The following is a 19,159-nucleotide window of genomic DNA, read 5'->3' as shown; positions in this document are numbered from 1 at the left end:
AATTGGATGCACGATCATTCTAAGGCGTTTTCGGTTCGTTCCGATCGTGTGATCGGCACATCGGGCCACGAGACTTAATGCGGCCTCGCAGTCATTTGACGATCAGAGCCGCCACCATGAGGCAGCCCACACGCCTCACCGGTTCGGCAGCGCCGCCCCGAACAGCAGTGTGCCGTCGACCGCGTCGCTCACCATCACCGAGCCGCCGACCTCCGCCGCGATCGTGTTGACCAGGAACGCCGCCGCAGCGCGCGGGGTGATCGCCCCGCCCGCGGCGCCGTCGGTCAGCGTCGCGCGCAGCTCGGGATCGAGCACCAGCCGAGGGCCCTCGGCGCGCAGCACGATCTCGGTGGTCTCGCTATTCTCCTCCACCCCGATCGTCACTGTGCCGCCGCGCACCAACGTGTCGCCCGCGATCAGCGCGAGGTTGAGCAGCACCTTTACCGCCGCCTTGGGCAGCTCGGGCTCTTCGATCAGCCATTGCAGCTGGAGCCGCTTGTTGTCGCCGAGCAATCCTTCCACCGCCTGGCGTGCCTCGCGCACGTCGACGCGCTCGCCGAAGCCACCCGCCGCGCCGAACGCCAGGCGAAAGAACTTGAGCTTGTTGGCGGAGACCCGCGCGCTCTCGTTGAGCAGCTCGAGGCAGCGCGCACGCATCTCGGGATCGGTCTCGTCGTTGAGCAGCTCGAGCCCGTTGTTGAGCGCACCGACCGGCGACAGCAGGTCGTGGCACAGGCGCGAGCACAGCAGGGAAGCGAAATCCACCGGGCTGATCGACATGTCGGGGAACTACTCCGCGGAGGGTATCCTGCCTTGTGGCCGGTCGTCGTCCGCTCCGCAACCGCTCTCCCGCATTTCGACCGGCTCGAAGCGGCCGTGGAGCGCGCCGTTCGCCACCGCGCGCCACGCGGTCACCGCGTCGCCCGCCACAATGAGCCAGAGGCTGTTATCGGGCGCCGCATCGGCGGCATCGCGCGGCGACGGTGTCGCGTCGCCGCTCGGGTGCGAGTGATAATGGCCAAGCACCGCCAACCCGCCTCCGCGCGAGGCACGATGCGCGGCGAGCAGCGCGGCGGGGTCGAGCTCGAAGCGCGTCGCGGGGGTGGCGGCGACGTTGCGACACGCCAGCGCGCGCTCGACTCGCCTGTCGCGACCGAGCAGCAGGCCGCACACCTCGTCGTCGCTCGCCGCCGCGGCGGCACGGAGGCCGTCACGCAGGCGCATTGAAATCTCGATCATCCTTCCTATCTAGCACGAAGCAATGGACCGGGGGGTTTCCATCATCGCAGCGACGATCGCGCCATCCTCGGACGGGTGGCGGCTCGATCGCGCCCTCGCCGAGGCGGTGCCGACGCTGTCGCGCGAGCGGCTCAAGGTGCTGATCAACGCGGGCCAGGTGACGCAGGCGGGCACCGCGGTGCGCGATCCGTCGCGCAAGTCGCGCGCCGGCGAGGCGTTCGCGGTGGCGGTCCCCGCCCCCGCCCCGGCGCACAACGAGGCGCAGGACATTCCGCTGGTGGTCGCCTATGAGGATGACCATCTGATCGTGGTGGACAAGCCCGCCGGGCTGGTCGTCCATCCGGCCGCGGGCAATCTCGACGGCACGCTCGTCAACGCGCTGCTGCATCATTGCGGCGGCTCGCTGTCCGGGATCGGCGGCGTGGCGCGGCCCGGGATCGTCCACCGCATCGACAAGGACACGTCGGGATTGATGGTCGCGGCCAAGACCGATCGCGCGCACGAGGGGCTGGCCAAGCAGTTCGCGGCGCACACGATCGAGCGGCGCTACCGCGCGATCGTCAACGGCCGGCCGATGCCCGCTGCGGGCAGTGTCGACGCGCCGCTCGCGCGATCGGCCGCCAACCGCAAGAAGGTCGCGATCGTCGCGGGCGGCAAGCGCGCGGTGACCCATTACACGCTCCTCCAGCCGTTGCGCGACGCCGCGCTGGTCGAATGCCGGCTCGAAACCGGGCGGACCCACCAGGTCCGCGTCCATATGGCCTCGCTCGGCCACGCCTTGCTGGGCGACCCGGTCTATGGTAGAACGAAACATGCACATCGCGGCGTGATCGAAACGCTCGGTTTCCGCCGTCAGGCCTTGCACGCTGCCCGGCTCGGGTTCATCCACCCGATCACCGGCGACGCATTGTCGTTCGACAGCGCGATGCCGCGGGACATGCAGGAACTGTTCAGTCACCTCGTCGTATAGGCTTGAAGCGCACACCGTCCGGCACCTGTCCGGGCATCGCGGCGTTTCCCGCCAGGAAGGGAGATCAAGGATCATGGCAGCACGCAGCAACGTCCCGGCGACGATCCCTGCGCTCGGCGGCGAGCAGAGCCTCAACCGCTATCTCGCCGAGATCAAGAAATTTCCGATCCTGGCGCCCGAGCAGGAATATATGCTGGCCAAGCGCTTCCAGGAGCATGGCGACACCGAGGCGGCGGCGCAGCTGGTCACCAGCCACCTGCGCCTCGTCGCCAAGATCGCGATGGGCTATCGCGGCTATGGCCTGCCCGTCAGCGAGCTCATCTCCGAGGGCAACATCGGGCTAATGCAGGGCGTGAAGAAGTTCGAGCCCGATCGCGGCTTCCGCCTCGCTACCTACGCGATGTGGTGGATCCGTGCCTCGATCCAGGAATTCATCCTGCGCTCGTGGAGCCTGGTCAAGATGGGCACCACCGCGGCGCAGAAGAAGCTTTTCTTCAACCTGCGCCGCATGAAGGCGCGGCTCGACGCCTTTGAGGATGGCGACCTGCGCCCGGAGGACGTGCAGAAGATCGCCACTGATCTCGGCGTCACCGAGGCGGACGTGGTCAGCATGAACCGGCGCATGGCAATGGGCGGCGACACCTCGCTGAACGTCTCGATGCGCGAGGATGGTGAGGGCCAGTGGCAGGACTGGCTGCAGGACGACGCGCCGCTGCAGGACAAGGTCGTCGCCGACCAGCAGGAGGCGGACGTCCGCCACGACATGCTGGTCAATGCGATGGGCGATCTCAACGACCGCGAGAAGCATATCCTCACCGAGCGGCGTCTCACCGATGATCCCAAGACGCTGGAGGAGCTGAGCCAGGTCTATGGCGTCAGCCGCGAGCGTGTCCGTCAGATCGAGGTGCGCGCGTTCGAGAAGCTGCAGCGCGCGATGATGCGGCTGGCCGGCGAGAAGCGTCTGCTGACCGCCTGACATGGCGCGCGGCGCGGACGCGGTGGTCGTCGGCGGCGGTGCCGCGGGGATCGCCGCGGCGCGCCACCTCCATGACGCCGGTCGCGACGTGCTGCTGCTTGAGGCGGGCGACCGGCTCGGTGGGCGCGCGCGCAGTGTCGCGCTCGACGGGGTAACGGTCGATCTCGGCTGCGGCTGGCTGCACTCCGCCAAGCGCAATTCCTGGACCGGGATCGCCCAGGCGCGAGGGTTCACGGTGGCGACCGACACCGCGCGTTGGGGCGAACAATGGCGCGACCTCGGCTTCCCGAGCGATCTGCATCGTGCCGCAGACGCCGCACGCGAGCGGATGACCGCGGCGGCGCACGCACTGGCGACCTCGGCCGATCGCGCGCTGGGCGAGGTGGTGCCGCACGACGCGCCATGGCGGCCTCTGCTCGACGCGATCTCACGCTTCGCCAATGGCGCCGCGATCGACGACGTGTCGCTGCACGACTGGCTCGCCTATGAGGATGCCGCTAGCGACGACAATTGGGCGGTGCGCGAGGGCTATGGCACGCTGATCGCAGAGCACGCGCGCGGGCTGCCGGTGCGGCTCGGCTGCGCGGTGACGCGGGTCGACCATCGCGGCGCGCGGCTTCGGGTGGAGACGGCCGCCGGCGCGATCGACACCGCCGCGATCATCATCGCGGTACCGACGCCCGTCCTGGCGCGCGGGCAAATTGCATTCGACCCGCCGCTGCCCGGGAAGGTGGATGTCGCCGCGGCGCTGCCGCTCGGCGTCGCGGACAAGGTGATGCTGCGCGTCGACCGACCCGATTGGCCGGCGGACTCGCACCTGATCGGCAACCCTTATGCCGCGGACACCGCGAGCCACCGCCTGTCGCCGTTCGGCTATCCCGTGATCGAGAGCTTTCTCGGCGGCCCGACCGCGGACGCGCTGGAAGATTCGAAGGCCGCTTCCGCCTTTGTCGTCGACGAACTGGTCGCGCTGCTGGGTAGTGACTGGCGCCGGCGGCTTCACCCGGTGGTGGCGACGCGCTGGCGCCACGAGCCGTGGATCGGCGGCAGCTACTCGCACGCCGCGATCGGCCATGCCGGAGCGCGCGCTGCACTGGCGACGCCGGTCGACGCGCGGCTATATTTCGCCGGCGAGGCTTGCTCGACACAGGATTTCTCCACCGCGCACGGCGCATATGCGACGGGAATGGCAGCGGCGAGGGCGATCCTGGGCGCGGTGTGACCGCTCCGGTACGCTGAAGGGCGCCGCTCAACGGCGGTTTCGAGGTCCACCGTCCACCGCTCGGCCCCTCCACCAGCTTAGAGGCGCGCGGAAGGCGCCGGAACAGGTTAGGGAAACCGCGGGCGCGAATGTGACCCCGTTCCCGCTTCTCACCGCCGCTGACGCCCGCTACCACGTGACGCATGTTCCGCCTGTTCCGGCTCCTGCTCAAGCTTGCGCTCGGCTTCGTCCTGATCTCGGTCGCCTGGGTGCTGCTCTATGTCGTCGTCCCGGTGCCGTTCACGCTGACGATGGCGGGGGACCTCGTCGCCGGGCGAGGCGTCACCAAGGCGTGGCGCCCGCTCTCCGCGATCGATCCTGACATGCCGCGCGCCGCGATCGCGGGAGAGGACAGCAAGTTCTGCTCGCACCATGGCTTTGACTGGGGCGCGATCGCGGGCGCCGCGACGCACAATGCGGCCGGCGGGCGTGTGCGCGGCGGCTCGACGATCAGCCAGCAGACCGCCAAGAACGTCTTTCTCTTTCAGGGCGGCGGCTATGCCCGCAAGGCGCTGGAGGCGTGGTTCACGCTGCTGATCGAGACGATCTGGGGCAAGCGCCGGATCATGGAGGTCTATCTCAACGTCGCCGAGACGGGGATCGGCACCTATGGCGTCGAGGCCGGATCGATCCGCTACTTCCACCACGATGCCGACCCTCTTACCCCCACCGAGGCGGGGCGGATCGCCGCGGTGCTGCCGCTGCCGAAAAAACGCGCCGCCATCGATCCGCGCGGTTTCGTCCGGCGCCATGGCGACCGGCTCGCGCGCTACGTCGGGGTGGTCAGGCGCAACGGACTGGACGCGTGCCTGCGGTGAGCCGGTGCGTGGCGGTTCAGGCGCAATATCTCCCCACGTCACTGCCGTCGACGCGGACCCGGTCCGGGATCCACCGCGCCGCACGCTGAGACGTCCAAGGCTTGGGCGGCACGGTGGATCCTGAATCAAGTCCAGGATGACGCCAGTAAGTGGGGCCGGTCAGTTCCTTAGAACTTACCTACCCGTTTACTTCGCAGGCGATCCGCTGCGGCGCCCGCCTTGTCCGCAGTGTCGCCCACGCTTTTCGTCGCCGAGGTGATCGCGTCGTTCCTGGCGACGTCGCTGTTGTTGCCGACGAGCAGAGGATAAGCGCCGACGATCACCGCCAGCAGCATCGCCGGCCCGATCAGCACACCACCGCCGGCGCGGCGCTCGATCACCACGCTATGCGGGGCCTGCATCACGCGGTCGCGGCTCCTGGCATCCCCCTCTCACTGAAGGGAGCGGGGAAATGCGAGCGACGGGCGCGTGTTCCCGCCCCGCAACGGTCCGACTGTCCCGCCTCAGAACGGCAGCTTGAACCCCGGCGGCAGCGGCAGGCCGCTGGTCATCTTGGACATTTCGGTCGAGGAAACCGCGTCGGCCTTGGTGCGCGCGTCGTTGAACGCGGCGGCGACGAGGTCCTCGAGCATCTGCTTCTCGGAGGGCACGATCAGCGAATCGTCGATCGCGACGCCGATGATCCGCCCCTTGGCGGAGGCGCGCACCTTGACCAGACCGCCGCCGGCGACGCCCTCCACCTCGATCGTGTCGAGGCTCTCCTGCGCCTTCTGCAGCTCGTTCTGGACGTTCTGGGCCATCGCCAGGATGTCGTTGAGATCCTTCACGTGATACTCCGCTTGGCTGGTTTGGGGTCGATCAGTTCGGCGTCGGGGAAGGCTTCGAACGCGGCCGCGACGATCGGATGCGCACGCGCGGCGTCGTGGCGCGCCTGTACCGCGTCCTGTTCCGCCTCGAACATCGTCGGCGCGCCCGGCGCGTCGGCCACCGCGATCTTCCACGGCATGCCGGTCGCTTCGCGCAGCACCGCGCCGAGCTCGGTGAGCGTGTCGGTGGAAAGCGGGCGCGCGCCGCTCAGCACGATCTCGGGCGGCGCGTAGCGGACCAGGCTGGCGCCGCGCTTGAGCCGGACCAGCAGCTCGAGCTTGTTGAGCTCGTCGAGCAGCGCGAGCACGCCCGCGAACTCGCTCGGCACACGGTCAGCCGGGGACGGCGGCGCGGGCGGCGGCGCCGCTGCTACGGCGGCAGGCGCGGGCATCGCCCCGCCCGCGAGCCGACGCGCCAGCTCGCCGGGGTCGGGCAGCGTCGAGGCGTGGATCGCGCGGAGCAGCGCCATCTCCGCGGTTTCGATCGGCAGCGCGGCGCGCTGCACCTCCTCATGTCCCTTGAGGAACAGCTGCCACAAACGATGGAGCAGCGGGAATGACAGTTTGTCGGCCCAGTCGCGATATGCGGCGCGCTCCTCGGCGGGCTGCGCCGCATCGTCGGCGGCACCGACCTTCACCTGGGTGACGCCATGCACCGCCTCGAGCAGCGCGCGGATCACGCCCAGCGGATCGACGCCGAGGTCATACTGGCGGCGCAGCGCGGCGAGCGCGCCCGGCGCGTCGCCCGCCAGCACCAGCCCGAGCAGGTCGCGCACCGCGCTGCGATCGGACAAGCCGAGCATCTCGCGCACCGCGTCGGCGCTGACGCCGCCGCCGGCCAGGTCGGCGTGCGCGATCGCCTGGTCCAGGATCGACAGCCCGTCGCGCGCGGAGCCTTCCGCGGCGCGCGCGATCAGCGCCAGCGCCTCAGGCTCGGCCCGCGCGCCCTCGGCCTCGACCACGCGCGCGAAATGGTCGGCCAGGAGGGTCGCGGGGATGCGCCGCAGGTCGAAGCGCTGGCAGCGCGACAGCACGGTGACGGGCACCTTGTTCACCTCGGTGGTGGCGAACAGGAATTTGACGTGCGCCGGCGGCTCCTCGAGCGTCTTGAGCAGGCCGTTGAAAGCCGCCTTCGACAGCATGTGGACCTCGTCCACGATATAGATCTTGTAGCGCGCCGAGACCGCGGCGTAGCGCGACGCCTCGATGATCTCGCGCACGTCGTCGATGCCGGTGTGGCTGGCGGCGTCCATCTCGATCACGTCGATATGGCGCCCTTCCGCGATCGCGCGGCACGGCTCGCACACGCCGCACGGATCGATCGTCGGGCCACCCTGCCCGTCCGCGCCGACGCAATTGAGCGCCTTGGCAATCAGCCGCGCCGTCGAGGTCTTGCCGACGCCGCGGACACCGGTGAGCAGGAAAGCGTGGGCGATGCGGTCACGCTTGATCGCATTGGCCAGCGTCTGCACCATCGCGTCCTGGCCGATCAGTGCCTTGAACGACTGCGGCCGGTATTTGCGCGCGAGCACGCGATACGGCTGTGCGCCCGCTGGCGGCGGCGGGATCTCGAGATCGAGGGATTCGGCCATCGCCGCCGGATATAGGGCCTGGGCTCGCGCTTGTCGAAGGATGCGCGGTCGCCTCACCAACTGGCGTGATCCTGCCCGCGTTTCAGGAGCTACGGCGCCGCGGACTTCAACGCGGCGACTCCTGCCGCGCGGCGCGTCCTGAAACAAGTTCAGGGTGACGTTTGAAGGAGAGTTGCTCCGCGATCGAAACGCTGTGGCGCTGCCGCATCGTCGATGCCGCTTCCGACGGCGTTGGCACGTCTTGCCGAAAAGCGAAGCGCGGTGGGAGCCGGAACGACCCGCGGCGAAATCGTTGTGGCTGCTTCCGTCAGGACCTGACCAGGTTGGCGACGACCACGTCCGCCCGACTCCCGCGCGCCATATGGCGGAGCCGGGCGGCGCGATCAACCCCGCGTCAGCCGCGGACGCGGAAACAGCGCTTCACCGGACCATAGTAACCGTCCTGCCAGCGACAGACGGTGCGCCCACCCCAGCCGCGGTCGCGGCCATAGCCGTTCCAGCCATAACGCCGGTCATCACGGCGATAACGACGTTCGTCGCGCCAGCGGCGCTCGCGCTCCCAGCGACGGCGATCGTCGCGATCCCAGCCGCGGTGCCGGCCGTTGTCATGCCAGCCGCGGTCGTCGTCGCGCCAGCGCTGCGCCTCGGCCGCCGGCACCAGCGAGGTCGCCGCGAGTACGCCGGCGAGGCCCAAGGTCATCCATCTCATGTGCAACACTCCTCACATGTCCCTGTTCAAGGACCATCGCGGAGTCGCGCTGCACTTATGCTGAACCCTCTGGTAAGCGTACGGAAAGCTTGTCGAGCTCGGGAGTCAGCACGATCTGGCACGCCAGCCGGCTGGTGCGGCGGGCGCCCGGCGCGAGGTCGAGCATGTCCTCCTCCTCTTCGCTCGCAAGCGGCAGCCGGGGGAAGTCTTCGGCGGCGACGATGACGTGGCACGTGGCGCAGGCGAGTTCGCCGTTGCACGTCCCCTCGAGCGGCTGGCCGTCGCGCCGCGCCACATCGAGCAGCCGCTCGCCTGGCATCGCCTCGACCTCGCGCACCGCGGCGCCATCCGTGAAGCGCACCTTCACGCCGCCACCTTCTGCGCGCGTGCCGCGGCGTCGAGCCGGTCGAGCGCGTCGCCCAGTTCCGTCTCGCTCGTGTAGCGGCCGAAGCCGACGCGGATCGTGCTCCGCGCCTCGGCCTCGCTCAGCCCGAGTGCGCGCAGCACGTGGCTGCTCCGCCCCGAGCCGCTCGCGCAGGCCGAGCCGGCGGAGAACGCCACGTCGCGCACGTCGCTCATCAGCCGCGCCACGTCGACGCCGTCACGCCGCAGGCTGAGATTGCCGTAATAGCGCGCGTCGATCGCGCCGTTGATCGCCCAGGCCGGCAACCGCTCGCGCGCCACGTGCCACAGCCGCTCGACATGCGCCGCATCCGTCTCGCGCCGCGCCGTCAGCAGCGTCGTCGCCGCACCGAAGCCGGCGCAGAGCGCAGGCGACAGCGTGCCCGATCGTCCGCCTTCCTGATCGCCGCCGTGCAGCAGCGGCGCGAGCGTCACGCCGTCCCGGATCCACAGCGCGCCGATGCCCTTCGGGCCGTACACCTTGTGCGCCGACACCGCGACCAGATCGATCCCGTGGGGTATCGGCACGCGGCCATAGCCCTGCACTGCGTCGCACAACAGCAGCGCGCCCGCGCGCTGCGCCAGCGCGGCGAGCGCCTCTAGCGGCTGGATCACGCCAATCTCGTTGTTGACCAGCATCGCCGCGACCAGCGCGACGCCGGGCACGATCGCGCGCTCGGCCGCGGCGAGATCGACCAGCCCGTCCGCGCCGACCGGCAGCACGATCGAGTCACCGCGCGCCGCGACGCTGTCGAGCACCGCGGCATGTTCGGTGGCGATCGTGACGACCCGGCCCGCGGGCGCGCCCTTGATCGCCCAGTTGAGCGCCTCGGTCGCCCCTCCGGTGAACGCGACCCGCCCACCCGCCGGCAGCAGCGCGGCGACGCGCGCGCGCGCCACCTCCACCGCGGCGCGCGCGGCACGGCCGGGGCGATGCGGCGAATGCGGATTGGCGTGCTGGTCGCGCAGCCACGGCAGCATCGCGTCGAGCGCCTCCGGCGCGAGCGGCGTCGTCGCCTGATAGTCGAGATAGGTCATGCCGCGAAGCGCCGCGTCCGCGCCACCGCGCGCCAGGCGGCGGCGAAGCGCTCCACCTCGGCGGCAGTGGTGCTGCGGCCGAAGCTCACCCGCACCACCTCGCGCGCGGCATCCTCGCTCCAGCCCATCGCGCGCAGCACATGGCTCGGTTTCAGGCTGCCGCTCGCGCAGGCGCTGCCGGCGGAAACCGCGATACGATCGAGATCGAAGCGGATCAGCTGCGCCGCCGCGGCGACGCCGGGCATGCGATACGCGCCGATCGCGGGGTGGCGCTCGGCGCCGCCGCCGACCACCTCGCCGCCCGAGCGGCGGATCAGGTCGTCGAGGTGCGCGCGCAGCTCGGCACGGTCGGGCTCGGGCTCGGCCAGCGCGGCGGCATAGCCGAGCGCGCCGGGCAGATTCTCGGTGCCAGGCCGATAGCCGCGCTCCTGCCCGCCGCTCGGGTGGAGCAAGGCGAGATCGCGCACCAGCAGCGCGCCGATACCCGGTGGCCCGCCGCGCTTGTGCGCGGAGAGCGCGACCAGATCAGCATGCGCGGCGACTTCGTCCGACGCGGGCATCTGCGCGGCGTCGACCAGCAGCACGCCGCCGCGCGCGTGTACCGCGTCGGCGATGGCGGCGATCGGCTGGCGCACCCCGGTTTCGCTGTTGCACCATTGCACCGCGACCACCGCACCCGCGACGTCGCCGATCCGCGCCGGATCGACGCGGCCGAGCGAGTCGACGGGCAGTATCTCGGCCGCGCCCGCGGCGCGCAGCGCGGCGTCATGTTCCACCGCGCTCACGACGCGCCGTGCCGCGGTCGAGCGTCCCAGCGCGATCGCGAGCGACTCGCTCGCGCCGCTGGTGAACAACAGCTCGTGGCGCCAGCCATAGCTGTTCGCGATCGCCGCGCGCGCGTCTTCCAGCGCGGCACGCGCGGCGCGGCCGGCGGCGTGCGGCGACGACGGATTGGCCCAGCGCGTCAGCCCCTCAACGATCGCGGCGCGGGCCCGACCGGTCAGCGGCGTGGTGGCGGCATGATCGAGATAGACCGGCCCCTTCGGGCCGGTCGCGTCGGGCAGGGACAGCGAGTCGGTCAACCAATCGTTCCATTATCGGGCGCGACGCCTATATAGCGCGCTTCTCGCCGCGCCCAACGCCCGGCCTCCAGACGAGTGACCATGCCCGAAGTCATCTTTCCCGGACCCGATGGCCGTATCGAGGGCCGCTTCGCCCCGGCGCCGCGCCCGCGCGCGCCCGTCGCCATGATCCTCCACCCGCATCCCAATGCGGGCGGCACGATGAACAACCGCATCGTGCAGGAGCTCTACAAGACGTTTCAGCGCCGCGGCTTTGCCACGCTGCGCTTCAACTTTCGCGGCGTCGGCAAGAGCCAGGGCGTGTTCGACAACGGCGTCGGCGAGCTGTCCGACGCGGCCTCGGCGCTCGACTGGGTGCAGAGCTTCCATCCCGAGGCGCAGACCACCTGGGTGGCGGGCTTTGGCTTCGGCGCCTGGATCGGGATGCAATTGTTGATGCGCCGGCCCGAAATCCGCGGTTTCATCTCCATCGCGCCGCCCGCGAACATGTTCGACTTCAGCTTCCTCGCGCCCTGCCCCTCGTCCGGGATCATCATCCAGGGCGCGGAGGACGAGGTGGTGACCCCGCTCGCCTCGCAGAAGCTGGTCGACAAGCTCCGCACGCAGAAGCACATCACGATCCATCACGACGTGATCCCGCGCGCCAACCACTTCTTCGAGCATGAGATGCCCGACCTGATGCGCTCGGTCGACACCTATCTCGACATGCGGCTGGACCCGAACTCGCCGATCAAGTGAGCGAGCCACCCCTCGCTTGAGCGGTGCCCCTCCCTGCACGGGAGAGGTCGGGGGTGGGTTCGCCTCACACAATGCGGCTTGCGGAGGTCACTCCGGCCTGCCCCTCGCCTCGCCTTGATGGTTGCAAGGTTCTCCTGTGCTCCTGCGGAGGCAGGAGCCTGGGGGCGCACGAACCATAAGGCGTTGTTCTGCTTGACCCTGGGTTCCGGCTTTCGCCGGAACACGGCAACGACACGCGCCAGTCGGGCGGTGTCGCCACGATCCCTTCAGGCGGAAAGAGGTGTCCTACGCGGAGCGCTTGCGCGTAATCGCCAGATATGGCGATCCTACCCCCTGCACGCCGCACGCGCCGACGTCCCAACGTTCGCGCCGCGCTCCAACGCGTGGCGCCTCAACTTTCTCAACATTCGCAGCGCCCGCGCGTTCACGCCACCCAGATCAACACGTTGCCGACCAGTACCGCGGCCATCACCAGCATCAGCACGCCTTTGGTGCGATCGCGCCGCGTCGCGATCAGGTAGCCTCCGCCGAGCAGGCATGCGACCGCGCCCAGCATGGCCAGCGCCGGCGCTGCCGCGGCGATGCTGCCGAAGGCCGGCGTCATACCGGCTCTACCGACTCGCGCACCGCGCCGTCCGCGACGCGCTCGCCCGCGAGCACCGCGGCATAAGCATCGAGATCGACGTTGCCGCCCGACAGGATCGCCAGCGTCCCCGGCTCCGGCGCGACCCGGCCCGTCAGCAACGCCGCCAATGCCACCGCGCCGCCGGGCTCGATCACCAACCGCAGCTGCGCCGCCGCCCAGCGCTGCGCGTCGCGCACCTCGCGCTCGCTCACCGCCACGCCGGTCGCGTCGCGACGCGACAGCACGTCGAAGGTCAGCGTTGACACCTGCCGGGTCTGGAGCGAGTCGCACGCCGTCGGCGGCGGGTTGGGGCCGACCGGCTCGATCCAGCTCGCCTCGAGGCTGCGGCACATGTCGTCCCAACCGGCGGGTTCGACCACCGTGATCCGCGCGTCGGGCAAGGCCAGCGCGAGCCCCGCCGCCAGCCCGCCGCCGCCGCACGGCACCACGACACGCCGCACCGCGCCCAGCCCGAGCGCCTCAACCTGCCGCGCCGCCTCGAGCCCGGCGCTGCCCTGCCCTTCGATCACCCAGGGATCGTCGAAGCTGGGCACCAGCGTGGCGCCGCGCGCCTCCGCAAGCCGGGCGGCGATCGACTCGCGGCTCTGCGTCGTGCGGTCATAGTCGACCACCTCGGCGCCGAGCGCGAGCGTCGACTCGCGCTTGGCCCGTGGCGCGTCCGCCGGCATTACGATCGTCGCGGCGATACCAAGCCGACGCGCCGCCCAGGCGATACCCTGCGCGTGATTGCCCGACGAGAACGCCACGACGCCCCTGCGCCTCGCTTCGTCGTCCAATGCGGTCAGCCGATGCCACGCGCCGCGCACCTTGAAGGCGCCGATCGGCTGCAGCGACTCGGCCTTAAGCGCAACGTCTACACCGTTGATTTGTTTGACGAAAACCGGTGTCGCCGGGAGCACGGCCGCGATCTTGTCGGCGGCGTCTCGCACCCCCGCGCGGGTCGGTTGTCGCACAAACGTCACATTTGAACCTTTCGTCCACCGAACCACTTTACAAGGCGGTCCGGCGATCCTAATTCGCGCCTCCGCTGCCCCATGGGACTTCCAACCGCAAGGCAGCTTTTTGTCACCGTATGCCGCAAGGCAATTGGAGGTCCCTTGAATTGCACCAGCATCATCGCGCGCTGGGGCTAGCGCCCCTTTCGACCGTTCCCGCCGATTCTGTCGTCGGGGCCATCGACATTGCCGCCCGTCAGCCGGTTCAGCCGGTGACGATCGTTCGTCCGCACGCCGCGGCACGGGCCGCCCGCTTCTTTACGGAGAAGTTTCCGGGCCGGACCATGTATGCGGTCAAGGCGAACCCGAGCCCGGAGCTGCTACGCACGCTCTATGACAACGGCGTGACGTCGTACGACGTCGCGTCGATCGCCGAGGTGCGTCTGGTCGCGCGGACGCTGCCGCAGGCGACGCTGTGCTTCATGCACCCGGTGAAGGCCGAGGAGGCCATCGCCGAGGCGTATTTCACGCACGGCGTCCGCACCTTCTCGCTCGACAGCATGGAAGAGCTGGCGAAGATCGTGCGTGCCACCCGCGGCGCCGCGGACCTCACGCTGTGCGTGCGGCTGCGCGTATCGTCGGAGCATTCCAAGCTTAGCCTCGCGTCGAAGTTCGGCGTGGCGCCGGACGAGGCTCGCGAGCTGCTGCTGGCGACCCGCCAGGTGGCGGACGCGCTCGGCATCTGTTTCCACGTCGGCTCGCAGGCGATGACGCCGGACGCTTATGGCAATGCGATGGAGCGCGTGCGCCAGGCGATCGTCGGCGCGGCGGTGACGGTCGACGTCATCGACGTCGGCGGCGGTTTTCCCTCGGCCTACCCGGGGATGACCCCGCCGCCGCTGGAGCGCTATTTCGAGACGATCCACCGCGCGTTCGAGAGCCTGCCGATCAGCTATTCGGCGGAGCTCTGGGCCGAGCCGGGCCGTGCGCTCTGCGCCGAGTACAGCTCGGTGGTGGTGCGCGTCGAGCGCCGCCGCGGCGAGGAGCTGTACATCAACGACGGCGCCTATGGCGCGCTGTTCGACGCGGCGCACATCGGCTGGCGCTACCCGGTGGCGCTGCTGCGCGAGCCGGAGTCGACCGTCCGCGACCATCCGTTCAGCTTTTGGGGTCCGACCTGCGACGACCTCGACCATATGCCCGGCCCCTTTCCGCTTCCTGCGGACATCGTGGTGGGCGATTATGTCGAGATCGGCATGCTGGGCGCTTACGGTTCCGCGATGCGCACCGCGTTCAACGGCTTCGGCTCGGACGAGACGGTGATCGCGACCGACGAGCCGATGGAATCGCTCTACACCGTGGTGGAGCCCGCGGTCGCCAACAACGTCGTCAAGCTGTAACCTTACGACTTCAAGGAATTGGCGGCGGCGCGCGGAGGCGTGCCGCCGTCAGATGGGTTTCCGCGTCCCCGTGAACGACGTGTACCCCAATGGGAGCACCCCATGACCGACACCCTCGCCCTTTCGGACACCAAGGCGGCCATCAACGACACGCGCAAGGCGGAGCTGCTGTCAAAGCAGGTCAAGCACGTCGACATCAAGAGCTTCGACGCGCGCCCGATCGTCGACGCGATGAGCGACATGAGCTTCACCAGCCGCGACCTCGGCCGCGCCACCAAGATCTACAACCAGATGCTGGCCGACAAGGACTGCACGGTGTGTTTGGTGATCGCGGGCTCGACCTCGGCCGGCGGCTGCATGGACCTGTACGCCGAGCTGGTGCGCAACAACATGGTCGACGTGATCGTCGCCACCGGCGCGACCATCGTCGACATGGATTTCTTCGAGGGCCTCGGCCACAAGCACTATCAGGCGCTCGAGATCCCCGACGACGACACGCTGCGCTCGCTCTACATCGACCGCATCTACGACACGTACATCGACGAGGAGGCGCTCCAGAACGTCGACCACACGATCTTCGAGATCGCCGAGTCGCTGGAGCCCAAGGCCTATTCAAGCCGTGCCTTCATCCGCGAGATGGGCAAGTATCTCGTCGAGCACGGCAAGAAGGAGAACAGCCTGGTCAAGCTCGCCTATGAGCATGACGTGCCGATCTTCTGCCCGGCGTTCGTCGACTCCTCGGCGGGCTTCGGGCTGGTCAAGCACCAGGTCGATTCGGCCAAGGCCGGCAAGCCCTATCTGATGATCGACGCGGTGGCGGACTTCCGCGAGCTCACCGAGATCAAGATCAAGGCGGGCACCACGGGCCTGCTGATGATCGGCGGCGGCGTCCCGAAGAACTTTATCCAGGACACGGTGGTGTGCGCCGAGATCCTCGGCCACGACGATGTCGCGGTGCACAAATACGCGGTGCAGATCACCGTGGCGGACGTGCGCGACGGTGCCTGCTCGTCCTCGACGCTGCAGGAGGCGGCGAGCTGGGGCAAGGTCAATACCGGCATCGAGCAGATGGTGTTCGCCGAGGCCGGCTCGGTGATGCCGCTCCTCGCCTCGGACGCCTACCACCGCGGCCTGTGGAAGGACCGTGAGACGCGCGCCTGGGCAAAGCTGTTCGCCTGAGCCGCCGAACGGCGTTGAACGGACGAACCCCCGTCGGAGCGATCCGGCGGGGGTTCGTTGATGAGGGTGACGGACGTCCGGTGAGCGTGACGCGTCCCGGCGAGGCACGGCCGCCGGCTCTGCTGACGCTATTACCCCGCCCACGCCGCGAACGCGCGGCTAGCCACCGATCAGCAGCTCCACCGGCGCCGGATGGCCAAGGAAGGCCGTAGGACTGGCAGTAAGCCCGTAGGCGCCGGCGAGGAACACGGCGATTACGTCACCTTCTTCGGCGCGTGGCAGGAACACGCGGTCGCCCAGCCGGTCGAGCGGCGTGCACAGGCAGCCGACCACGCTCACCTCCTCTTCCCGGGCCGCGTTCATCTGCCCCGCCACCGCGAGCGGATAATTGCGTCGCACCACCGTGCCGAAATTGCCCGAGGCGGCGAGTTGGTGGTGCAGCCCGCCATCGACGACGAGGAAGGTCTCGCCACGGCTCACCTTCCGGTCGACGATGCGGGTGAGGTATACGCCCGCCTCTGCCACCAGCCAACGCCCGAGCTCGAGCGCAAACTCGCTGCCGGCGAGCACGTCGGGCCGCCGCACCAGCGCCTCACCGAGTGCGGCGCCGACCCGCTCGACGTCGAGCGGCTGGTCACCCGCGAAGTAGGGCACGCCGAACCCGCCGCCGAGATTGACCAGCGGCGGTGTCATGCCGACCTCGCGCGCGAGTCGCGCCGCGAGCGCGAGCGTCGCCGTCTGGGTCTCGATCAATGCATCCGCGTCGAGCGCCTGACTGCCCGCGAAGATGTGGAAACCCTGCCAAGCCGCGCCGCCCTCGATCAGCAACCGGACCACCGCCGCAGCATGTTCGGCATCCACCCCGAAAGGCGAGGCGCGGCCGCCCATCTTCATCCCCGACCCGCGCAGCTCCACATCGGGATTGACCCGCACCGCGGCGCGCGGCGCGATCCCGAGCCGCTCGCCGATCGCCAACGCGCGCCGTGCCTCGCCCGTCGATTCGACGTTGAGCGACGCGCCCGCCGCAATGGCTGCCGCCAGTTCGTCGTCGCGCTTGCCTGGCCCTGCGAAGCTGACGGCGGCGGCAGGCTTCACCGCCAGCGCGCGCGCCAGCTCGCCGCCGGAAGCGACATCGAGCCCGTCAACCAGCGGCGCCATCGCCGCCACCAGCGGCGCGAACGGGTTGGCCTTGATCGCATAATGCAGCGCCACCCCATCCGGCATCGTCGCGCGAAACCGGGCCACCTGCGCCGCGACCGCCGCCATGTCGTAGACGAACAGCGGCGAGCCGTGCTCGGCCAGCAGAGCAGCGGCGTCGCGCCCGCCGATCGTCAGCGGGCCTTGCTGCGCGGCGAAGCGCGCAGGCAGCGGACCGATCGGCTTCACGATATGGCCCCTCTCAGCGCGGCGCGGTCGAGCTTGCCGTTGGCGTTGCGCGGCAGCTCGGCGCGCCACTCGACCCGCGTCGGCTGCATGTACGTTGGCAGGTCGCGGCGGAGCCGCTCGCGTAGCGCCGCATCCGCGGCTCCGTCGCCGCGCGCCACCACCACGATCACCTGGCCCAGCCGCCCGTCGGGTACGCCGAAGGCGACCGCCTCGTTCGTCTCGCCGCCGGCGGTGACCGCTTCCTCCACTTCCTGCGGGCTGACGCGGTTACCCGCGGTCTTGATCATCTCGTCGTCGCGCCCGACGAAGCGGAGCAACCCGTCCGCGCCGCGCACTACCGTGTCGCCGGACCACACCGCCCGCCCCCGCGCGCCAGCGGGTGCCGGGCGGAAGCGCGCCGCGGTACGCTCCGGGTCACGCCAATAGCCCTGCGCCACGAGCGGTCCCGCCTGCACCAGCTCGCCCGGCTCCTCCGCCGCGGCCGCCGTGCCATCAGGTCGCACCACCGAGACCTCAGCGAAGGGGATCGCGCGCCCGATCGACTCGGGATAGTCGTCGATCAACGCAGGATCGAGATAGGTCGCGCGGAACGCCTCGGTCAGCCCGTACATGGCAAATAGCCGCGCCGCCGGAAAACGCTTGCGCAGGCCGCGCACCAGCGTCGGCGTCAGCGCCCCGCCCGAATTGGTCAGCCGCCGCAACCGCAGCGCGACCGTGTCGGGCCAGTCGGTCTCGAGCAGTTGCACCCATAGCGGCGGGACGCCCGCCAGCGTGGTCGCCCCGACGCGCTCGACCGCCTTCACCATGTCGCGCGCCGCGAGATAGTCGAGCGGCGCGACGCTCGCCCCCGCCGCCCAGGTCGAGAACAGCTGGTTCTGCCCGTAGTCGAAGCTCAGCGGCAGCACGGCGAGGACGCGATCATCGGGCGCGAGGCCGAGGTAATGCGCGACGCTGATTGCGCCGAGCCACAGGTTGGCGTGGCTCAGCATCACGCCCTTGGGGCGTCCGGTCGAGCCCGAGGTGTAGAGCAGCGCGGCGAGCGCGTCCGGAGCGGCGGCGGAGGGCGGTAGCGCGTCGCCCTCGCCGGCAACGACGTGGAGCGCGCAGCCGGCGGGCACGTCGCCTGCGGCCAGCGTCGCGGCGCGGGCCTCTTGCGTCAGCAGCAGCGCCGCGCCGCTGTCGGCGAGGATGTGCGCGACCTGCACGCGCTTGAGCGACGGGTTGATCGGCACGTGCACCAGCCCGGCGCGCGCCGCGGCGAGCGGGAGCCAGCACGCCTCGCGGGTCTTGGGCAGCCACGACGCGACACGCTCTCCGGGAGCGAGCCGCTGTGCCGCGAGCCAGCCGGCGAGCCGAGCGACCGCCGCCTCGGCCGCCGCGAAGGTCACGGCGCCGGCGCGATCGACCAGCGCGGGCGTGTCGGGCTCGCCTCGCAGCAGATGATCGACCGGTAGCGGCACGGGATCGAGCGGGACCATGGATCAGCCCTTGATGGATCGTTGCGACATTCTTCCAGCCCCCACCGACATGCTCAGAGCTCCCGGCCGCTCGGCGCGACCCACGGCGCCCGGTTGCGCTCTGCCGCGACGCCGCCTAACGCCGCGCGCATTGCCGCCGGTGTCGCGCGGCAGGAACGAGGAGGCGACGTGATCCCCGAAGGCATGAGCGAGGTGGAGACGACGGTGCGCGCGGTGCTCGCCCAAGCGCTGGCCTTGCCGCCCGAGCGCGTCGACTCGTTCCGCGCCGACACGCCGCTGTTCGGCGCCCTGCCCGAGCTTGACTCGATGGCGGTCGCGGGCGTGCTCACCGAGCTGGAAGACCGGCTCGGCATCGTCATCGAGGACGATGAGGTCGACGGAGAGATGCTCGAGACGTTCGGCGCGCTGACCCGCTTTGCCGCAAGCAAGGCATTGAGCTGACCG

General features: G+C 70.1%; 21 protein-coding genes and 1 other RNA gene. 8 read left to right on the top strand and 14 right to left on the bottom strand.

Features of this window, described 5'->3' with window-relative positions:
- Positions 1-135: 135 nt before the first annotated feature.
- Positions 136-780 carry a histidine phosphotransferase family protein gene (locus ACMGDM_RS11185; RefSeq protein ID WP_436804190.1) on the bottom strand — a complete coding sequence of 215 codons (645 nt, stop codon included), beginning with the start codon at positions 778-780 and terminating at the stop codon, positions 136-138.
- A 9-nt stretch (positions 781-789) separates the two neighbouring features.
- Positions 790-1,239 carry a M67 family metallopeptidase gene (locus ACMGDM_RS11180; protein ID WP_436804189.1) on the bottom strand — a complete coding sequence of 150 codons (450 nt, stop codon included), beginning with the start codon at positions 1,237-1,239 and terminating at the stop codon, positions 790-792.
- 22 nt (positions 1,240-1,261) lie between these two features.
- On the opposite strand from ACMGDM_RS11180, the gene ACMGDM_RS11175 reads away from it, so the two are divergent.
- The 4 genes from ACMGDM_RS11175 (at position 1,262) to mtgA (ending at position 5,264) form a co-directional block, all read left to right on the top strand.
- On the top strand, positions 1,262-2,209 hold the full coding sequence (locus ACMGDM_RS11175; protein WP_436804188.1) for an RluA family pseudouridine synthase: 948 nt from the start codon (positions 1,262-1,264) through the stop codon (positions 2,207-2,209).
- Positions 2,210-2,282: 73 nt separating this feature from the next.
- Positions 2,283-3,185, top strand: a complete 903-nt coding sequence (gene rpoH, locus ACMGDM_RS11170; RefSeq protein WP_219746784.1) for an RNA polymerase sigma factor RpoH — start codon at positions 2,283-2,285, stop codon at positions 3,183-3,185.
- 1 nt (position 3,186) lies between these two features.
- On the top strand, positions 3,187-4,407 hold the full coding sequence (locus tag ACMGDM_RS11165; RefSeq protein ID WP_436804187.1) for a flavin monoamine oxidase family protein: 1,221 nt from the start codon (positions 3,187-3,189) through the stop codon (positions 4,405-4,407).
- A 182-nt stretch (positions 4,408-4,589) separates the two neighbouring features.
- Positions 4,590-5,264, top strand: coding sequence for a monofunctional biosynthetic peptidoglycan transglycosylase (mtgA, locus tag ACMGDM_RS11160; protein ID WP_436804186.1), 675 nt, complete (start codon positions 4,590-4,592; stop codon positions 5,262-5,264).
- A gap of 167 nt (positions 5,265-5,431) precedes the next feature.
- On the opposite strand, the gene ACMGDM_RS11155 is transcribed toward mtgA, so the two are convergent.
- From ACMGDM_RS11155 to ACMGDM_RS11120, 8 genes are all read right to left on the bottom strand, one after another.
- Positions 5,432-5,644, bottom strand: coding sequence for a hypothetical protein (locus ACMGDM_RS11155; RefSeq protein ID WP_436804185.1), 213 nt, complete (start codon positions 5,642-5,644; stop codon positions 5,432-5,434).
- 123 nt (positions 5,645-5,767) lie between these two features.
- Positions 5,768-6,091, bottom strand: coding sequence for a YbaB/EbfC family nucleoid-associated protein (locus ACMGDM_RS11150; protein WP_132907833.1), 324 nt, complete (start codon positions 6,089-6,091; stop codon positions 5,768-5,770).
- On the bottom strand, positions 6,088-7,722 hold the full coding sequence (locus tag ACMGDM_RS11145; protein ID WP_436804184.1) for a DNA polymerase III subunit gamma/tau: 1,635 nt from the start codon (positions 7,720-7,722) through the stop codon (positions 6,088-6,090). Before ACMGDM_RS11145 ends, ACMGDM_RS11150 begins: the two co-directional genes overlap by 4 nt.
- A gap of 257 nt (positions 7,723-7,979) precedes the next feature.
- Positions 7,980-8,077, bottom strand: an RNA gene (gene ffs / locus ACMGDM_RS11140) — signal recognition particle sRNA small type.
- A 39-nt stretch (positions 8,078-8,116) separates the two neighbouring features.
- Complete coding sequence (locus ACMGDM_RS11135; protein WP_436804183.1) at positions 8,117-8,431, bottom strand: hypothetical protein; 315 nt, start codon at positions 8,429-8,431, stop codon at positions 8,117-8,119.
- 55 nt (positions 8,432-8,486) lie between these two features.
- Positions 8,487-8,798, bottom strand: a complete 312-nt coding sequence (locus ACMGDM_RS11130) for a 2Fe-2S iron-sulfur cluster-binding protein (protein ID WP_436804182.1) — start codon at positions 8,796-8,798, stop codon at positions 8,487-8,489.
- Complete coding sequence (locus ACMGDM_RS11125) at positions 8,795-9,871, bottom strand: cysteine desulfurase family protein (RefSeq protein WP_436804181.1); 1,077 nt, start codon at positions 9,869-9,871, stop codon at positions 8,795-8,797. Before ACMGDM_RS11125 ends, ACMGDM_RS11130 begins: the two co-directional genes overlap by 4 nt.
- Positions 9,868-10,953 (bottom strand): cysteine desulfurase family protein, encoded by a 1,086-nt coding sequence (locus ACMGDM_RS11120; protein WP_436804180.1) that lies wholly within the window; start codon positions 10,951-10,953, stop codon positions 9,868-9,870. The genes ACMGDM_RS11125 and ACMGDM_RS11120 overlap by 4 nt, the downstream gene beginning before the upstream one ends.
- A gap of 81 nt (positions 10,954-11,034) precedes the next feature.
- Here ACMGDM_RS11120 and ACMGDM_RS11115 point away from each other — a divergent pair, with 81 nt between their 5' ends.
- Positions 11,035-11,691, top strand: a complete 657-nt coding sequence (locus tag ACMGDM_RS11115; protein WP_436804179.1) for an alpha/beta hydrolase — start codon at positions 11,035-11,037, stop codon at positions 11,689-11,691.
- A 424-nt stretch (positions 11,692-12,115) separates the two neighbouring features.
- Here the strand turns inward: ACMGDM_RS11115 and ACMGDM_RS11110 are convergent, their stop codons facing one another.
- Positions 12,116-12,295, bottom strand: a complete 180-nt coding sequence (locus tag ACMGDM_RS11110) for a hypothetical protein (protein ID WP_436804178.1) — start codon at positions 12,293-12,295, stop codon at positions 12,116-12,118.
- A complete protein-coding gene (locus ACMGDM_RS11105; RefSeq protein WP_436804177.1) occupies positions 12,292-13,299 on the bottom strand; it encodes a threonine ammonia-lyase in 1,008 nt (335 codons plus the stop codon). Before ACMGDM_RS11105 ends, ACMGDM_RS11110 begins: the two co-directional genes overlap by 4 nt.
- A gap of 140 nt (positions 13,300-13,439) precedes the next feature.
- On the opposite strand from ACMGDM_RS11105, the gene ACMGDM_RS11100 reads away from it, so the two are divergent.
- Positions 13,440-14,672 carry a type III PLP-dependent enzyme gene (locus ACMGDM_RS11100; protein WP_436804176.1) on the top strand — a complete coding sequence of 411 codons (1,233 nt, stop codon included), beginning with the start codon at positions 13,440-13,442 and terminating at the stop codon, positions 14,670-14,672.
- A gap of 102 nt (positions 14,673-14,774) precedes the next feature.
- Complete coding sequence (locus ACMGDM_RS11095; RefSeq protein ID WP_436804175.1) at positions 14,775-15,851, top strand: 1,9-bis(guanidino)-5-aza-nonane synthase; 1,077 nt, start codon at positions 14,775-14,777, stop codon at positions 15,849-15,851.
- 159 nt (positions 15,852-16,010) lie between these two features.
- Here the strand turns inward: ACMGDM_RS11095 and ACMGDM_RS11090 are convergent, their stop codons facing one another.
- Both ACMGDM_RS11090 and ACMGDM_RS11085 read right to left on the bottom strand, forming a co-directional pair.
- Entirely contained in the window at positions 16,011-17,237 is a 1,227-nt protein-coding gene (locus ACMGDM_RS11090; RefSeq protein WP_436804174.1) for a pyridoxal-dependent decarboxylase, exosortase A system-associated, read from the bottom strand.
- On the bottom strand, positions 17,234-18,715 hold the full coding sequence (locus tag ACMGDM_RS11085; RefSeq protein ID WP_436804173.1) for an AMP-binding protein: 1,482 nt from the start codon (positions 18,713-18,715) through the stop codon (positions 17,234-17,236). The genes ACMGDM_RS11090 and ACMGDM_RS11085 overlap by 4 nt, the downstream gene beginning before the upstream one ends.
- A 168-nt stretch (positions 18,716-18,883) precedes the next feature.
- Here ACMGDM_RS11085 and ACMGDM_RS11080 point away from each other — a divergent pair, with 168 nt between their 5' ends.
- Positions 18,884-19,156 carry an acyl carrier protein gene (locus tag ACMGDM_RS11080; protein WP_436804172.1) on the top strand — a complete coding sequence of 91 codons (273 nt, stop codon included), beginning with the start codon at positions 18,884-18,886 and terminating at the stop codon, positions 19,154-19,156.
- The last annotated feature ends 3 nt before the right edge of the window (positions 19,157-19,159 follow it).

This window comes from Sphingomonas larreae, from assembly GCF_051400595.1.
In the GTDB taxonomy this organism is placed as follows: domain Bacteria; phylum Pseudomonadota; class Alphaproteobacteria; order Sphingomonadales; family Sphingomonadaceae; genus Sphingomonas.
Note: the sequence above shows the minus strand (reverse complement) of the source record. Positions and strands in the feature narration are given on the sequence as shown.

What these genes read in the sequence shown, in the direction of transcription:
- ACMGDM_RS11185 (WP_436804190.1), bottom strand. Translation starts at nt 780, where the DNA reads ATGTCGATCAGCCCGGTGGATTTCGCTTCCCTGCTGTGCTCGCGCCTG.
- ACMGDM_RS11180 (WP_436804189.1), bottom strand. Translation starts at nt 1,239, where the DNA reads ATGATCGAGATTTCAATGCGCCTGCGTGACGGCCTCCGTGCCGCCGCG.
- ACMGDM_RS11175 (WP_436804188.1), top strand. Translation starts at nt 1,262, where the DNA reads ATGGACCGGGGGGTTTCCATCATCGCAGCGACGATCGCGCCATCCTCG.
- rpoH (WP_219746784.1), top strand. Translation starts at nt 2,283, where the DNA reads ATGGCAGCACGCAGCAACGTCCCGGCGACGATCCCTGCGCTCGGCGGC.
- ACMGDM_RS11165 (WP_436804187.1), top strand. Translation starts at nt 3,187, where the DNA reads ATGGCGCGCGGCGCGGACGCGGTGGTCGTCGGCGGCGGTGCCGCGGGG.
- mtgA (WP_436804186.1), top strand. Translation starts at nt 4,590, where the DNA reads ATGTTCCGCCTGTTCCGGCTCCTGCTCAAGCTTGCGCTCGGCTTCGTC.
- ACMGDM_RS11145 (WP_436804184.1), bottom strand. Translation starts at nt 7,722, where the DNA reads ATGGCCGAATCCCTCGATCTCGAGATCCCGCCGCCGCCAGCGGGCGCA.
- ACMGDM_RS11135 (WP_436804183.1), bottom strand. Translation starts at nt 8,431, where the DNA reads ATGAGATGGATGACCTTGGGCCTCGCCGGCGTACTCGCGGCGACCTCG.
- ACMGDM_RS11125 (WP_436804181.1), bottom strand. Translation starts at nt 9,871, where the DNA reads ATGACCTATCTCGACTATCAGGCGACGACGCCGCTCGCGCCGGAGGCG.
- ACMGDM_RS11115 (WP_436804179.1), top strand. Translation starts at nt 11,035, where the DNA reads ATGCCCGAAGTCATCTTTCCCGGACCCGATGGCCGTATCGAGGGCCGC.
- ACMGDM_RS11110 (WP_436804178.1), bottom strand. Translation starts at nt 12,295, where the DNA reads ATGACGCCGGCCTTCGGCAGCATCGCCGCGGCAGCGCCGGCGCTGGCC.
- ACMGDM_RS11095 (WP_436804175.1), top strand. Translation starts at nt 14,775, where the DNA reads ATGACCGACACCCTCGCCCTTTCGGACACCAAGGCGGCCATCAACGAC.
- ACMGDM_RS11085 (WP_436804173.1), bottom strand. Translation starts at nt 18,715, where the DNA reads ATGGTCCCGCTCGATCCCGTGCCGCTACCGGTCGATCATCTGCTGCGA.